This is a genomic window from Allofrancisella guangzhouensis (assembly GCF_000815225.1).
GTDB lineage: Bacteria > Pseudomonadota > Gammaproteobacteria > Francisellales > Francisellaceae > Francisella > Francisella guangzhouensis.
Window position 1 is genome coordinate 1,629,504 of record NZ_CP010427.1, and the last position, 16,103, is coordinate 1,645,606.

The following is a 16,103-nucleotide window of genomic DNA, read 5'->3' on the forward strand; positions in this document are numbered from 1 at the left end:
TATAAAAAAAGTTTCATCCAATTAGAAAAAATATATTAAATATTGTACATATAAAAATCTCTTTCGTAAATCTATCATCAAATTACAATCTGTTCTTCATGTAACTCGATGTTATAATGTTTAAATATTTGATCTTTAACAAAGCTAATTAAGGCTAGAATATCTTGACCTGTTGCATTACCATTATTAACGATAATTCCCCCATGTTTGGGAGAGATCTGGGCATCTCCTATAGACTTACCTTTAAAACCAAGCTCTTGTACCATAACACCGACTGGAACGTTAGCCTGAGGTCTTTTAAATACACTTCCTGCCGTAGGTTTTTGAGGCAGATTTGCTAAGCGGCGAGAATAAATATCATCTAGCTTATCTTTAATCTCTTGTTTAGATTTTTTCTCAAACTCCAACTCTGCTGATAAAATACATATATTATTTTTATCTTTAAACATCGAATATCTATATCCATATTTAATATCTTTTTTTGCATAGTCGATTATTTTTTTTGTAACAAGATCTAAAATCCTTACACTTTTAACACAAGTATAAATCTCATCACCATAGGCTCCGGCATTCATAATAAGTGCCCCACCAATACTAGCTGGAACATCATAAAATGTCTCAATCCCACTTAAATTGGCTTTATAAGTAGCTATAGCAAGGTCTTGCAACAATACTCCTGACTGTACACTGGCAATGTTATCTTGAATTATAAATGAATTAAAGTTTTTACAAAAAACTACAAAAGCAGCTTCATCACCATAATATTTTTTAGAAAAGATAACGTTACTGCCATTTCCCAAAAAAAATATTTTCTCATGCTTATTAGCCAAGGCTAAAACATCCTTTTCACAGCTTGGAAAATAAACATTTTTAGCAAAAGATTTAACCCTATAGGTATTGTATTTTTCTAAAGATATGTAATTTTCTGACATCAAATCTCCTGATCTAGAAGTTCTATTTGCATAAAATGTGACATATTTTCTATGAGGTTATTATATCCTCTAAATATCTGGTGAGCATTATTGATAGTAGAAAATTCATCTAGTAAAGATCCTGCCATTAAACAAGCCATACCAGCCCGTAAATCTTTCACGCTCATAACTGCTGTTCGAAAGTTTTTATAGTCTTTAACTGGATTTATTTTTATAAGATTATTATCAATAGATAAATCAAACCCCATCTTACGAATTTGATAAACGTAGTTAATACGCTCTGGATATACAGTATCTTGTATAGTGCTAGGACTATTTGCTACTAGCAACATGACTGCATAAATTGGTTGTAAATCGGTGGGAAAATGTGGAAATGGTGCCGCTATTATATCAACTCCGTTTAAGCTACTATTCTTACCAAAAAATTTTATACTTCTATTTTTCTGGTTGTATTCCCAATTTGCACCAGCATTAGTAAGTTTCTCTAAAGGCTTTTCTATACTATAAATATCTTGTGTATTGATATTTGTAATTATAACGTCTGTTTTATACAAATATGCCATAGCAGCATATGTCATAGCTTGAATACGGTCAAATATAATCTCAAATTCACAACCTAAAAGTCTAGTTACTCCATGTATTTTAATTTTCCTACTTTGAACATCAAAATCAACATTTGCACCACATTTGTTTAGATATTCAATAAGAGTAACTACTTCTGGCTCTAATGCAACATTCTCTAAAACAACTTCCGAACTACCTATCACAGCATACATTACTAGATTCATAGTGGCACCAACAGAAGGGAAAGGCATCTTAAATTCAGCGTTTTTTTCTTCTTTATATATAACTTCAATATGCTCATCAGCTAGTTTAACTTCTGCTCCTAGTGCTTCTAAACCCCTTAAATGTATATCAAAAGGTCTTTTTTCACTAAAACTACATCCCCCTGGGAAGCCTATCTTAACCTTACCCTTTTTCTTTAGCATAGAACCTAGAAGCATCAAAGAGCAACGGGTCTTTGAAGTCATTTCACCACAAAGCTCCAATGGCTCTATAGTAATGTTTTTAGTATCTATACTTACTTCCTCTCCTTTCTCAGTAACTTTTGCACCAACACTTTCTAAAATTTCCTTTGCACCTTTATAGTCTAGAAGAGTCGTTGGAACATTAGTAAATTTTGTCCTTGTATCTGGAATCAAACTAGCAAAGATAAGATGTAAAAGGGCATTTTTTGCCCCACTAATATTTATAGTTACTTCAGAAGCAATATTATTTAACTTTCTTACTCTTAAGGTTTTCATTATTTATTCTCTTATTTTTTCTATTTGCAAATGGGTTATCTGACTGCTTAAATTCAAATAGTATTGGAGTACCGCGAAAATCTAAAGCCTCTCTGAAGAAGTTTTCTAAGTATTTCTTGTATGACTGTGGCAGCTTACTAAGCTGGTTCCCATGAATAACTATAACTGGAGGATTATGCCCTCCCACATGAGCATATTTAAGTTTTATTCTAAACTTACCAACCATTGGTGGTGAATGCGCTTCTATCGCTAGTTGTAATAATCTAGTAGTATCAGCTGTAGTTATTTTCTTATTAGCACACTCATAAGCTGTATCTATTGATTCAAATACATGACCAACATTTGTACCGTGCAGTGCTGAAATAAAATGAATATCTACATAATCTTGCAAGAAAAATAAACGTCTTTTAAGTTCTTTCTTTATATTTTCTTTAGCCTCATCTGTCATGCCATCCCACTTGTTAACTGCTATAACCAATGCTCTACCATTTTTTATAGCAAAATGGATTAAACTTAAATCTTGGTCTGAAATACCTTCTTTAGCATCAACTATAGCCACTACAACATTAGAATCCTGAATCGCTTGTAAGGTTTTAACTACTGAGAATTTTTCTAAAGTTTGCTTTATTTTACCTCTTCTACGCACCCCAGCAGTGTCAATAATAGTATATTTTTTACCATGGCGCTCAAATGGAATACTTACGCTATCAATAGTTGTACCAGGCATATCAAATACGACTACCCTCTCCTCTCCAAGCATTCTATTAGTTAAAGTTGACTTACCAACGTTTGGTCTACCGATTAATGAAAAGTGTATACCATGACGCAATTTTTCTTTATGTTCATCTGTTTGAGTATAGTCTTGGTAATACTCTACTAAAGGTTTTTTTAAATATTTATCTAAAAGTTTTTGAATATTTCGACGATGGGCTGCTGATATAGGAAATACTTTTTCAAAACCTAGTTCATAAAACTCTGCTATTGCGGAATTTTCCTCTATACCGTCTACTTTATTTACAACTACTACGACTTTTTTATTTTTTTGACGAAGTAAATTAGCAACATATTCATCACCGCTTGTTAACCCTGATCTACCATCAACTACAAAAAAGATCAAATTTGCTTCATCTATTGCTATCTCTGCTTGCTTTGCCATAAATTCATCAAATCCGATATCTTTGTCAGAAATACCTCCAGTATCTACTACTAGATAATCAAGATCATCATATTTTGATTGCCCGTATTGACGATCACGAGTAACTCCTTCAAAATCGAAAACTAAAGCATCTCGTGAATTTGTTAATACATTAAATAGGGTAGATTTACCAACGTTTGCTCTACCCACTATAGCCGTTAGAAAAGACATTAAAATATAGCCATTTAGATTATTATATTGTTATTGCTCAATATTACTCTATTTATACATATTTATAAAGAGAATAGATTTAGATGGCCAAGGTAAACGCATCTAACTTATTGAAAAAGTAGTTTGATAAATCATTTTTTAGGCTATTTTTTATTCATTGATCTAATATTACCGATATCTATTCATGACAAATCAATTCAAAGTGATATTTTCTTCAGTTAAAGACCCTAGAGTAGACAGAACAAAGAAGCATACATTATTAGATATCATAGCTTTAAGTATATGTGGAATAATAGCTGTTTGTGAAACTTTTGAAGAGATATCTGATTTTGGTAAGGCCCATATAGTTGGTTTAATAAGTTTCTTGAACTACGACACGATATCCTGTGACAGGATACATTTGAAAGAGTATTTTCTGCTTTGGATAATCAAGCATTTCAATATTGTTGTATAGAGTGGTTTAAACAAGTTAGTCGACTAGTTCCAGAAACAGTGATAGCCATAGATGGCAAGACTTTACGAGAGGATCCGCGAGAAAATATAAGAGTCTTAAAGGTTTACATATAGTAAATGCTTGGTCGTGTGTAAACTCTTTTGCTATAGCTCAAGTAAAAGTTTCAGATAAGAGTAATGAAATAACAGCTATTCCAGGGATACTAGAACTATTGAGCATACAAGGTGCTATTATAACTATTGATGCTATTGAAGCTCAAAAAGATATTGTTGAACAAATAATAGCTAAAGAAGCAGACTATGTTATTTCTTTAAAAGGTAAACAGGGTAATTTACACAATGATGTTAAAACAGCTTTTGAGCTATATGATAGTGACTCAAAAGCTTTAAATATAAACATTGCTAATGATAACATTGATGCTAACCATGGACGCATTGATCAAAGAACTATTCAAACTATTGATGTTAGTGAGTTTGATGGATACTTTAAATAATTCTTTTAAGTCTCTCAACACTGTGGCAAGAGTAGCAAAAACAACCTACCAAAATGACAAAACTTCTATAGAAAATCGTTATTATATAAGCTCTTTACCTGCAGATAATCCTAGCAAGATACTTAATGCTATTAGAAGCCATTGGCAAGTGGAGAATAATTTACATTGGGCTTTAGATGTATCGTTCAATGAAGATGCTTGTAGAGCCCGTAATGAGAATTCCGTTATAAACTTTTCTTGGATGAGAAAATTTGCTTTAGGGTTACTCAAAAAAGATGTTTCTTTCAATGTCAGCATTAGAAGAAAACAACGTAAAGCAGCTATCTGTACCGAATACTTGACCAAAATCATCAAAATAATTTAGATGCGTTTACCCTGTTTAGATGGCCCATAACTACTACTGTAAATAAAGGCTTCCGTTCTCGACATAAGTTTAACCTAAATTTATATAAAACTAGCTTTCCAAATAGTCTGGCATTAATGATTTATACGAAAAACTACCACTTCTTCAGTAACGTCGGCATTGGCTTTTGGATAGAACGCTTCTTTCCTTGAAATACAGCTACCGCTCTCTTAGGTTCAATATTCAGCTGAGTTTCCCTTGGCGATATAGTAGCCTGGGTATTAAATTGTATTGAAATTGGCTGGACTGACCTTTTCTTATTTCCAAATATACTATTAATATCTGGAGGGGTTATAATGTTCTGCTGGGCAACCACTGCCCTGGTTGGCATAAAAGTAGAAGGCCTATCAACTTCTTCCCCAAAATAAGTAAAGTTACGTGTTTTTGCTTGATTATTATTAGTAGAAAATGAGCTAATAGAACGACCCTTATTAATGGGGTTAAGATTATCTTCTTCATTTACTCCTGGTAAGAAACGTGCTAAATATGGTGGAATATTTTCTACGTATTTTCCACTTTTCAAACTTCGTATGTGTCTAGGCCCCTGGGAACAAACATAATTTAAAAAACCTGAAGTTTTTTTATTAAAGTTAAAACCTTCAACTAGATAATCATTAACTGTTAAGTGGTCTACGAGATATTTTTTATATTTTTTAGCATCAAAACTTTCTCCAAGAGCATACTTAATAACAATATAAAGAAAATAATGTTGAGCTATTTTTTCACTGTATCGACATGTATGACCTGTATCAATTGTAATTACTTGATCATAAGTAGTACATTTAGGTAATTCAAAACTTACCCTTTTGAAAAAATCTTTTAAAGCAGTACTAGGTGGTTCTTTGTTTAAAAGCGAAACAACAAAATCTATTTGTCCTGTTTTAAAAAAATTATTTGCTTTTTCCACCTCAGAAAATACATGATTCCTTGCATTTCCAGGTACAGGGTCAATCATTATACAGCTAGCTTTAACTCCTCTTTTTGAAAACATAGTGGCGCAATACAAAGCGATTATTGCTCCTCTACTAAATCCTGCCGTAATTACATAGTCATACTCACACCCTTCATAGACTATTATACCATTTTTTGCGATATAAAAGTTATTAAACACATTTCTTGCTTCCTTCTCCATATTACAAAAGATAAAATCCCATGTTTTGTCTAAAGGGTTGCCTGAAGTTCCTGGGCCAGGTATGTCTATAGATTCTATCAAAACTTTAGATTGGAGATCGATATTAAGTTTATCTGTATTACACCAACTGTCATAAATTGGTACACCGACGTCATTAGGCATTACTTTTGCCGATGGATTATTTCGGCAGAATTCTTTTCTTGCTTTTATCACAGACCTTGGGTCTCCAGTTCCTCTAAAAAACAAATACAATACTTTCACGATATAAAACAACCTAAATATTTTTTAATTATTATTTATATTAATTATAAGTAAATAATTATATTAAATCAAGTTTCTTTATCTTTAAATATTGTTTCATGCAATGTACCTAAACATTAAATAATAATTGCAAATTTGATGTATTCAAATACAGCTAATCTGATTCAGAGGTTTAGATATAAACTGAGATATCTAAAGTAACAGTATTCATATACTGACCATTATACAACTTCTGATAAGAATACTCTGGACCAAATAATACATTATCATCAAAAAAAGATCTCTGTGTAGAAATTAATATCTGATTTTTGATTCCTGAAGCAGCCATAAATCTACTTGCAGATGAAGAAAGAGGCATAGGAATGTTATCAGCATTATATGAGTGCCCGTAGCTAAAGTTAATATTTTGACCGCTTCCAAAAATAGTAAACGTATATGCAACCTGGGCTGTAAATGCTCCTGCATAAACGTCACTTAAACTATTAAATTGTATACTTCTATTTGTAGTAGTAGCCCAACCTGCTCCTAAGTTAAAGCTCCCTGGAAATATATTCGTAAGGTTTAAAGCAAAATCGATATTAAACTCACCAACTCGCTTATTCACAAATGAAAATCTATTATTAGCACCACGAATATCATGCATATACCCAGTGTTAAAACCAAGTTGAATTCTATCAAATAGTGTTACAGCATCAAAATAAGCTAAAGAAAAAGTAGGATGATCACCCGCATTTGAGACAGTGAAGTTAGCATTTGAGGTATCTCCTTTATAATTGATAGCAACATTCGCCACCCGAAGTGGACGAAACATATTTGCTGTTAAACCACTTGTCCAAGGACCTCCACCCCCAAAGCTACCTAAAGAAACTCTATATTTACCTATTGATAGGAAAAATGGTGATGTATCTAAGTTCCCTATCGTTACAAAAGCATCTTGGATATCATAATTATTGTTTTGGCTAGCTGAAAAATCTAAATTAGCTGTAACATAATGACCAATATTTGCTAAAAAATAGAGTGTTGCCGAGGTTAAATAAAACCCTTCACCAGAGCCATTAAACACAGAATTATCACGTTGTGTGATATTTGAGCCTCGCCAACCTTGTAAATCAGTCTCTATAAATCCACCAAAGAAAATAGCATAATCATTATATAATCCTCTTTGCTTAAGTATACTAGAAGCAAATAAATTACTAGGTAGCTGACCAATTGGGATACTATTGTTACTTGAGAAAGCCCCAACGTAAGATACTTGTCCCTGTGTGGTGATCTTAACTTCACCTTCAACGTTAACGTCTGATACTTTTTGATTACTTTTATTTATACGCTCTTGCAAAACGCTTTCTTGAAACTCTTTGCTATTTTCCTCAAAAAGATCATCTCCAAATGTAGAATTTATGATCTCTCTTTGTAAATCCAAACTAGTCAGACCTTGCTGCTTAGCCTCAAAATTACCAATTTCAAGTTCTAAAAGCTGAATTTGGTGTACTAATTTACTTATTTCTTGATGTTGAGTATTTTCAGAATTAGCAATAGTATCCTTAGAATTGGCTATGCTGGCAAAAATTGACAGCAGTGTTGAAAAAAATACTTTTTTTTTAACATCTAAATTTCAGAAATAACTATAATATGATATTTAGAGTCCTATTCTACACTATAAAAGATTCTTATTAAACATATACAGAGAGATCTATTGTAATGGTATTCATATGCTGACCACCATATAATTTCTGATATGCGTACTCTGGACCAAATAGTACATTATCATCAAAATAAGCTCTCTGAGCAGAAACAATAAATTGGTTTTGGATACCTGACTTTGCTCGTCCAAAACTAATAGGTGAAGAGGCTATAGCCATAGGTATATCTGCAGCATTATATGATTGGCCATATGATGCACCAAAGTTAGTATTTCTACCTAGAAGTTCTAATGAGTAGTTAAGAGCTGTATACCAAGCACCTGCTAAAACGTTATTACCAGAGCCATTAAAATTTTCTGCATTAGTAGTAGTTGCCCAACCAGCTTGAATCTGCCAGAACCCGCCTAACATAACGTAACCTAAGTTAGCATCAAGGTTAAATGCACCTATGGTAGCATTCTTATTATTAGATGTAGGACTTTCTAAAAACGTTGAAAGAGCACTATTACCTGCACCTGCCATATTAAATACATACCCAACGTTAAAACCAGCTGCTAAGTTTTCTGATAAACTATCAGCATAAAACAAACCAGTAGAGAAGTTAGCGCGTCTATCATCGGAACCAAATACAGCTACGTTGGCATTAATAGTATCAGACTTATAATTAAGAGATACGTTAGTGACCTGACCTGGAGATAAAAAACTCTTGATAATACCATTTGTTAATGTACCACCACCACCATAAGAACCAACCGATAGCTTATTTCTACCTGCAGTCACAAAGAAAGGTGAAGTATCTAAATTACCAAATATTACAAATGCATTACCTAAATCAAAACCACCTGACTCATTAGTATCAAAATCAAACTGCGCCGTAACATAATGACCTAGATTTGATAAGAAATATAAGTTTGCAGCTGTTAGATAAATATTTTGACCATTACTTTGGAATATATCGCCATTATTTTTTGTAATTTGACTACCAAAAAATACCTGTGCATCAGTCTCTAAAAAGCCACCAAAAAAGACTGAATAATCATCAAATTTACTCCTTTGACCCATTAACGTAGAAGCAAAAAGGTTTGAAGATATCATTCCTATTGGAATACTGTTGTTACCTGAATATGAGCCTAAAAAGGCTATTTGACCTTGGGTTGTAATTGGAGGTGCTCCACCCACATCAATACCGCCACTCTTATTAAATACACCACCAAGAGATTGATCTCCTAGATTTACAATAGTGTGATCTGGACTAATATTTTCTAAAATATCTGAAGTGTCGTTATCAATAAGAGATCCTTTTAAAGAAGCATTCGGATTTGCTCTTACAACACCTCTAGCATCATCAACCCTAGAGCTATAAGTTGTAAACTGAGACTCGCCATTGGAAGTATTTTTAAAATTTGTCTGTTGTGTTTTTAATTGTTGTAATTGACCCTGTAACTGCTGAACTTGTTGTTGTAATTGTAACAATAGCTTTCTCTCGTCCATGTTTGTAATACTAGTACTAGTAGAATTACTTCTAGATGATTTATCATCGATATCTTGTTCACCAATACTTGTAGCACCCAATGGCCCACCTTGCGAAACAACCTCCGGAGAGTTTCCTTCAGAGTAACCAAAGCTCAAACCAGATAAGACGCTACCAATAATAAAACAAGATTTCCTTAATCTTTTACACATTAAAAACTCCGGATAAGCTAATCAAAAACACACATGATTTTTTGATTTTACCAACTAAGAACAACATTTTCAATAAATAAGCAATATAAATTTCAACGACAAAGAAATTATTTCTATTTTACCACAAAAGTAAGTTTAGAGTTAAAAAAACTACAGTTTTAATTACTTATATTGGCATATAAGGTGCATACGTTGGTGTCCAAGAAGAGAGGTTTATTAATCTGTCTATTTCTTGATCTAGCTCTATATCGGTTAAATCTTCTAGATCTATATCTACTTCATGGACTCTCTCAACTATAGCTTGCTTAACTACAGCTCTTGTAATTTCTCTAGTTACCTCAACTAAGTCTGTAATTTTTGCTAACAACGGTTGTGTAATATCCTCATTAATAACCATAGGAGATAGCTCACTCAACCTATAACAAGCTGCTCTAATCATCCCATTAGTTAAAACTTTAGCATGTACAGCAACACATCCTAATCCCAATCCTGGAAAAATAAAAGCATTATTACCTTGTGATATACGATATTTTTTACCATTATACTCAACATCTGAGAATGGGCTACCTGTAGCTATTAGAGCCTTACCGTCACTCCATTTAATAATATCCTCAGGCAAGGCTTCACATAATGAAGTAGGATTAGACAGTGGCATGATAATAGGATAATTATTATGCTTAGCCATCGCTTTTACTATTTCTTCAGTAAATGAGCCAGGCTGACCAGATGTACCTATTAAAACATCAGCCTTAGTATTTTTTACAGCTTCTTCTAGTGTAATATTGCTTATATCAACAACCTTCCACTTACTAATTTCTTTTGATAGTTTCATAAATGGTTTTTGCTCAGGAGTAACTCGTTTTGCTTTTAGTTTGTCAGTTACCAATCCATACCTATCAACCAAATAAATATTTTGCCTTGCCCTCTCAATAGAGACTTTGGCTCTATCTGCTATGATATCAGCAAGCTGCCTAGCTATACCACAGCCTGCGCTACCTGCACCAAAAACTACTACTTTAATATCACAAATACCACTTATAGCTTCCTCTGCTGTTAGCTCACCTGCATTAATTCTGATAGAATTTGCAGTCTTAACACCAGCTATACAATTAGCGGCTGCAACAATACCCGTACCCTCTATATCATCATTAAATGTACATAATCTGTCTTTATATTTCTCAATAATGCGTGTAGCGTTGTCTCTACCAATATCTTCCCAATGTAAGAAAACATTAGGAAATCTACTCTTAACTTGAGTTACAAACTCTTCAATAAACTCATCATAAGTTTCTCCTGACACCCTAGGCAAACGCATACCTAAATATCCTGGAGCACTTAGTAACTCATCATTGTTAGTGCCCATATCAAGCTGGACAGGTAAAACCCGAGCTGGATCAATACCACTAGCTGCAATGTACACCATGATTTTGCCTATGCTGATATTCATACCGCCTATACCTTGGTCGCCTATACCAAGAACAGCCTCTCCATCCGTAACTAGCACTAAATCGATACTGTTATAATCATATCTTTCTAGAATTTTACCAATATGCTTTTTATGATTAATTGAAATAAATAGACCGCTTTGCTTTCTAAACTGACTACTATATTTTTGTACAGCTTCACCAACAGTTGGCGTGTATATTATTGGCATTATTTCTTCTAAATTTTCACGCACAAAATGGTAAAAAAGAGTAACATTAAAATCATGTAATCTATTAAGAAAAACGTATTTTTCTAGTGAATTAGGCTTAAGGTCAAGTTGCCTTCTAACCCTAAGAGCTTGCTCTTCCAAACTTTCTACTTTTTCTGGCAAATATCCCACTAAATCAAAAACTATTCTTTCCTCTTGGCTAAAAGCTACATCCTTATTCAAAACACGATTGTTTAATAACTTTCTACCCGTAAGATTTGTTTCAATTGCAAAAACTTTTCCAGTTTTATTTCTTAATTTTCTTATTCTTTTCTTTTCCATGACTAGCCAAAGGTTAAATTGTACAAAACTCTATTAAAACTAATAATCTTTTATAACTGATAAGTATCTAACAGCAGTTGCTTTTTTTCAACAAAAAATGAATACTATAATGCTATTAAATTGTGTTTTTTCCTAACGTTAGATAAAATTTTATAATGAATATAACAACTCACCTAAACAAATTCACTAGCACTAAAAATACAGCTATAGCAATTGGTGCTTTTGATGGTGTTCATCTAGGACATCAGGCTGTGATAAATAAACTTCTTTCAATTTCATACTTAAGCAATTTGGTTCCTTATATTTTCTTTTTTGAACCTCTTCCTAAAGAGTTTTTTAGAAAAGATAAACCTCCCACTCGAATTTATGATCTTAGAAACAAAATTATAAATATCAATCACGCAGGGATAAAAAATATTATTTGTCAAAAGTTTGATGAACGATTTGCTAATATTGATGCTAAAGAATTTGTCATTGAATATCTCATCAAAAAACTTAAAACTAAGCATATAATAGTCGGCGATGACTTTAGGTTTGGTAAAGATCGTAAAGGGAATTATGAGCTTTTGGAGCAACTTTCAAAAAGCTATGATTTTCAAGTTGACAAAATATCTACTCTAAACCTAAATAATCAACGTGTTAGTAGTAGCCAAATACGCACAGCCATTGAAAAACACCATCTTAAAGATGCTGAAGAGCTATTAGGAAAACGCATAAGTATAAACTCACGAGTTATTCATGGACAAAAAAATGGTAGAAAAATAGGTTTTCATACTACAAACCAAAGATTACTTAAAAATTCCGTGTTAAAAGGAGTTTATTTAACTAAAATATATATTGATGATGAAATTTTTTATGGCGTCTCTAACGCTGGAACCAGACCAACCATTGATGGCAAAAACAACCTTTTAGAAACTCACATTTTTGATTTTAATAAAGAAATCTATAAAAAACATATAACTGTAGAAGTACTTAAGTTTATTCGTGCTGAAAAGAAGTTTAACTCCTTTGATGAGCTAAAAGATCAAATAACCAAAGATATACAAACAGCAAAAAGATTGATAAGTACATCATAGACTATTAACATAAATAGTTTTGTACTCTATAATTTATATTTAAATAGTTTGATTCCGTTAAACTTTAAATTAATCATATACCAAATACTAAGGAATTCACATGAGTGATTACAAAGACACTTTAAACCTTCCTAAAACCTCTTTTTCTATGAAAGGTAACCTTGCAAACAAAGAACCTATGATCCTTAACAAATGGGAAAAGCAAGACATATATAAAAAAATCCGTGATCATTTTGCAGGTAGAAATAAATTTATACTTCATGATGGACCTCCTTACGCTAATGGAAATATACACGTCGGTCATGCTGTTAATAAAATTCTTAAAGATATTATAATAAAATCAAAAACCCTTAGTGGTTATGATGCTCCATATATCCCAACTTGGGACTGTCATGGTCTACCGATAGAGCTGCAAGTTGAAAAAAAATATGGTAAAGCTGGTCAAAAGATAGATGAAAACTCCTTCAGGAAAGAATGTCGTAAATATGCAAAACAACAAGTAGAGCTACAAAAAAAAGATTTCAAAAGATTAGGCGTATTAGGAAACTGGGAAAGCCCTTACCTAACAATGGACTTTGAATATGAGGCTAATATGATAAGAACTTTAGCCAAAATAATTAAAAATGGTCATCTAAGCAAGGGGTTTAAACCTGTACATTGGTGTACTGATTGTGGTTCAGCTTTAGCAGAAGCTGAAGTTGAGTATATGGACAAAGTCTCGCCAGCAATTGATGTAAAATTTAAAGTAAAAGATCATGAAAAGCTTGCTAAAGCATTTAAGCTAGAATACTTAAAAAATGAAGCTTTTGCTGTGATATGGACTACTACACCATGGACATTACCTGCCAACCAAGCTATTGCTGTGCATAATGATCTTAATTATAGTCTAGTAGAAACTGAAAATTTTTACATAATACTAGCTAGCAGTTTAGTTGAACAAACCTTAAAAAGGTACGCTATAACAAGTGCTGAAGTTATTGCCACAACTACTGGAGATAAACTAACAGGTATATATGTTGAACATCCTTTTTATAGTCGTCATGTACCTATTTTACATGGTGATCATGTAACTGATATTAATGGTACCGGTATGGTTCATACTGCCCCTACCCACGGTGTTGAAGATTTTTCTATAGGTAAAAATCATAATCTGTCTATGGAATCTTTTGTAAAAGGTAATGGTTGTTATAGTGAAAATGCCAAACTTTTTGCTGGTGAATTTATTTTCAAAGCCAATAATAGGATAATAGAGCTTCTGGGTGAAAGAAAACGCCTAATGAACTTTGATAAAATAAAACATAGCTATCCTCACTGTTGGCGTCATAAGACTCCTTTAATGTTTAGAGCTACTCCTCAGTGGTTTATCAGCATGGAGAAACAAAATTTACGCAATAACGCAATGATTGCTATCAAGGATACCGTATGGATCCCTTCATGGGGTCAAAACCGTATAGAAGCTATGGTAAAAGATAGACCAGACTGGTGTATTTCTCGCCAAAGAACATGGGGAGTACCATTACCGTTATTTATACATAAAGATACAGAAGAGCTACATCCAAATACTGCTGAAATTCTTGAAAAAATAGCTCAAAAGATAGAAAAAGGCGGTATTGAGATTTGGTTTAATGCTGATGATAATGAATTTATAACAGAAACTAATGAGTACAAGTCTGTAAAAGACACTCTCGATGTTTGGTTTGATTCAGGAGCATCTAGTATGTGTGTACTAGATAAAGATCCTCAATTAAATTACCCTGCTGACCTATATTTAGAAGGGTCAGACCAACATCGTGGTTGGTTTCAAACCTCTCTACTTGTAGGGTTGTCTACCAAAGGAGAAAAACCCTTTAAAGAAGTTCTAACTCATGGCTTTGTAGTTGACGAGCATGGTCGTAAAATGTCTAAATCCTTAGGGAATGTTACATCCCCCCAAGATATCTATAATACTTTAGGAGCCGATATCTTGCGCTTATGGGTTGCTTCTAGTGACTATAAAGGTGAAATGGCCGTATCAGATCAGATCCTTAAGAGAACAGCTGATATGTATCGTAGATTGCGTAATACAGCAAGATTTTTATTATCAAACCTAACTGGTTTTGATCCTAAATCTGACATTATAGAGTTTAGTAAATTAGTTAAACTTGACCAGTGGGCTATAGCAAAAACAAAAGAGTTTCAAGATAAAATAATCAAAGCTTATGAAAGCTACCAAACGCATACCGTAACTCAGTTAATACATCATTTTTGCTCGATTGAAATGGGTAGTTTTTATCTTGACATTATCAAAGATAGGCAATACACAGCTAAAACTAATGGCCATCCACGCAAATCAGCACAAACTGCAATTTACCATATTGTACATGCATTAGTTAGGTGGATGGCTCCAATTTTATCATATACAGCTGATGAGATCTGGGAAGCTACTCCAAAGACTACTAGTCTACCGATACAGTTATGCGAGTGGTATACAGAATTAAAATCATTTTCTCCGACTGATGAGTTAAACCTAGATTTCTGGTCAAAAATTCAAGAAATACGTTCTGAAGTAAATAGAGTATTAGAGATTAAGAGAAATGAGGACCTTATCGGAGCTTCTTTAGAAGCAAAAATAACTCTTTATGCTGATAAACAGAGTTACGAGATTTTAGAAAAAATCAAAGGGGAGTTAAGGTTTTTACTAATCTCCTCTGAGGCTGAGTTAAAACCTATTAGTGAAAAACCTAATGATGTTATATCTTCAAATATACATGGATTACATATTGATATCCAAAAACTAGAAGAACCAAAATGTCAAAGGTGCTGGCACCGTAGTTCTACAGTCGGTACAAACTCTGAGTATAAAGACATATGTAACCGCTGTATAGAAAATATCTCTACTGAATTAGGAGAATCTCGCAAACATGCTTAGATCTAAACTTAAATATTTTGGATTAGCTGTTATAATTATAGCTCTTGATTTATATACCAAGTATTTAGCCAACATCAACTTAAATTTTGCTACTCCCGTTAAAGTAACAAGCTTTTTTAACTTAACTTTATTGTATAACTATGGAGCAGCATTTAGTTTTTTAAGCAATAATCAGACTTCATGGCAATTAATAATGTTTTCTATAATTTCATTAATTGCTGCTGTCATACTAATCTACTTGATTATGAAACAACCAATGCAAGATAAATTAATTCTAATCTCTTTCTCATTGATACTTGGTGGTGCGTTAGGGAATTTTTATGACCGGGCATTTAGAGGTTTTGTAATAGACTTCTTAGATTTTCATATTAATAACTATCATTGGCCAGCTTTTAATATCGCTGATTCAGCAGTCACTTGTGGAGTTACATTGATAATCTTAAGGTCTTTTTCTAGGAAAACTAGGATTTAATTAC

At 32.9% G+C, this 16,103-nt stretch carries 13 protein-coding genes; 6 read left to right on the forward strand and 7 right to left on the reverse strand.

Features of this window, described 5'->3' with window-relative positions; translation table 11 throughout:
* Nucleotides 1-77 precede the first annotated feature (77 nt).
* The 3 genes from murB to der are packed head-to-tail and all read right to left on the reverse strand — an operon-like array spanning nucleotide 78 to nucleotide 3,602.
* Complete coding sequence (murB, locus tag SD28_RS07605; RefSeq protein WP_039125604.1) at nucleotides 78-932, reverse strand: UDP-N-acetylmuramate dehydrogenase; 855 nt, start codon at nucleotides 930-932, stop codon at nucleotides 78-80.
* Entirely contained in the window at nucleotides 932-2,236 is a 1,305-nt protein-coding gene (locus tag SD28_RS07610) for a UDP-N-acetylglucosamine 1-carboxyvinyltransferase (protein ID WP_039125606.1), read from the reverse strand. The genes murB and SD28_RS07610 overlap by 1 nt, the downstream gene beginning before the upstream one ends.
* On the reverse strand, nucleotides 2,205-3,602 hold the full coding sequence (der, locus tag SD28_RS07615; protein ID WP_039125608.1) for a ribosome biogenesis GTPase Der: 1,398 nt from the start codon (nucleotides 3,600-3,602) through the stop codon (nucleotides 2,205-2,207). Before der ends, SD28_RS07610 begins: the two co-directional genes overlap by 32 nt.
* A 184-nt stretch (nucleotides 3,603-3,786) precedes the next feature.
* Here der and SD28_RS07960 point away from each other — a divergent pair, with 184 nt between their 5' ends.
* The 3 genes from SD28_RS07960 (at nucleotide 3,787) to SD28_RS08265 (ending at nucleotide 4,913) form a co-directional block, all read left to right on the forward strand.
* On the forward strand, nucleotides 3,787-4,056 hold the full coding sequence (locus SD28_RS07960; RefSeq protein ID WP_052251907.1) for a transposase family protein: 270 nt from the start codon (nucleotides 3,787-3,789) through the stop codon (nucleotides 4,054-4,056).
* Between the two features lie 109 nt (nucleotides 4,057-4,165).
* Nucleotides 4,166-4,549 (forward strand): ISAs1 family transposase, encoded by a 384-nt coding sequence (locus tag SD28_RS08260; RefSeq protein WP_157698650.1) that lies wholly within the window; start codon nucleotides 4,166-4,168, stop codon nucleotides 4,547-4,549.
* Complete coding sequence (locus tag SD28_RS08265) at nucleotides 4,533-4,913, forward strand: ISAs1 family transposase (RefSeq protein ID WP_052251909.1); 381 nt, start codon at nucleotides 4,533-4,535, stop codon at nucleotides 4,911-4,913. Before SD28_RS08260 ends, SD28_RS08265 begins: the two co-directional genes overlap by 17 nt.
* A gap of 133 nt (nucleotides 4,914-5,046) precedes the next feature.
* Here SD28_RS08265 and SD28_RS07625 read toward each other — a convergent pair whose 3' ends face one another.
* The 4 genes from SD28_RS07625 to SD28_RS07640 all read right to left on the reverse strand — a co-directional run bounded on the left by SD28_RS07625 (nucleotide 5,047) and on the right by SD28_RS07640 (nucleotide 11,643).
* Complete coding sequence (locus SD28_RS07625; protein ID WP_039125610.1) at nucleotides 5,047-6,345, reverse strand: hypothetical protein; 1,299 nt, start codon at nucleotides 6,343-6,345, stop codon at nucleotides 5,047-5,049.
* Between the two features lie 172 nt (nucleotides 6,346-6,517).
* The gene (locus SD28_RS08130) at nucleotides 6,518-7,921 is read right to left on the reverse strand and encodes a DUF3573 domain-containing protein (protein WP_039125612.1); all 1,404 of its coding nucleotides are present in this window, start codon (nucleotides 7,919-7,921) and stop codon (nucleotides 6,518-6,520) included.
* 94 nt (nucleotides 7,922-8,015) lie between these two features.
* Nucleotides 8,016-9,668, reverse strand: coding sequence for a DUF3573 domain-containing protein (locus SD28_RS07635; protein WP_039125615.1), 1,653 nt, complete (start codon nucleotides 9,666-9,668; stop codon nucleotides 8,016-8,018).
* A gap of 166 nt (nucleotides 9,669-9,834) precedes the next feature.
* The gene (locus SD28_RS07640; protein ID WP_039125617.1) at nucleotides 9,835-11,643 is read right to left on the reverse strand and encodes an NAD-dependent malic enzyme; all 1,809 of its coding nucleotides are present in this window, start codon (nucleotides 11,641-11,643) and stop codon (nucleotides 9,835-9,837) included.
* A 155-nt stretch (nucleotides 11,644-11,798) separates the two neighbouring features.
* Between SD28_RS07640 and ribF the strand changes: the two genes are divergently transcribed.
* The 3 genes from ribF (at nucleotide 11,799) to lspA (ending at nucleotide 16,099) form a co-directional block, all read left to right on the forward strand.
* Nucleotides 11,799-12,719 carry a bifunctional riboflavin kinase/FAD synthetase gene (gene ribF / locus SD28_RS07645; protein ID WP_039125619.1) on the forward strand — a complete coding sequence of 307 codons (921 nt, stop codon included), beginning with the start codon at nucleotides 11,799-11,801 and terminating at the stop codon, nucleotides 12,717-12,719.
* A gap of 100 nt (nucleotides 12,720-12,819) precedes the next feature.
* Nucleotides 12,820-15,627 carry an isoleucine--tRNA ligase gene (gene ileS / locus SD28_RS07650; protein WP_039125620.1) on the forward strand — a complete coding sequence of 936 codons (2,808 nt, stop codon included), beginning with the start codon at nucleotides 12,820-12,822 and terminating at the stop codon, nucleotides 15,625-15,627.
* Nucleotides 15,620-16,099: a signal peptidase II gene (lspA, locus tag SD28_RS07655; RefSeq protein ID WP_039125622.1), complete on the forward strand. Its 480-nt coding sequence runs from the start codon at nucleotides 15,620-15,622 to the stop codon at nucleotides 16,097-16,099. Before ileS ends, lspA begins: the two co-directional genes overlap by 8 nt.
* The last annotated feature ends 4 nt before the right edge of the window (nucleotides 16,100-16,103 follow it).

Bases quoted from the DNA above. Each gene is read 5' to 3' on its own strand.
- SD28_RS07610 (WP_039125606.1), bottom strand. From the start codon at position 2,236: ATGAAAACCTTAAGAGTAAGAAAGTTAAATAATATTGCTTCTGAAGTA.
- ileS (WP_039125620.1), top strand. From the start codon at position 12,820: ATGAGTGATTACAAAGACACTTTAAACCTTCCTAAAACCTCTTTTTCT.
- der (WP_039125608.1), bottom strand. From the start codon at position 3,602: ATGTCTTTTCTAACGGCTATAGTGGGTAGAGCAAACGTTGGTAAATCT.
- lspA (WP_039125622.1), top strand. From the start codon at position 15,620: ATGCTTAGATCTAAACTTAAATATTTTGGATTAGCTGTTATAATTATA.
- SD28_RS07960 (WP_052251907.1), top strand. From the start codon at position 3,787: ATGACAAATCAATTCAAAGTGATATTTTCTTCAGTTAAAGACCCTAGA.
- SD28_RS07635 (WP_039125615.1), bottom strand. From the start codon at position 9,668: ATGTGTAAAAGATTAAGGAAATCTTGTTTTATTATTGGTAGCGTCTTA.
- SD28_RS08265 (WP_052251909.1), top strand. From the start codon at position 4,533: ATGGATACTTTAAATAATTCTTTTAAGTCTCTCAACACTGTGGCAAGA.
- ribF (WP_039125619.1), top strand. From the start codon at position 11,799: ATGAATATAACAACTCACCTAAACAAATTCACTAGCACTAAAAATACA.
- SD28_RS07640 (WP_039125617.1), bottom strand. From the start codon at position 11,643: ATGGAAAAGAAAAGAATAAGAAAATTAAGAAATAAAACTGGAAAAGTT.
- murB (WP_039125604.1), bottom strand. From the start codon at position 932: ATGTCAGAAAATTACATATCTTTAGAAAAATACAATACCTATAGGGTT.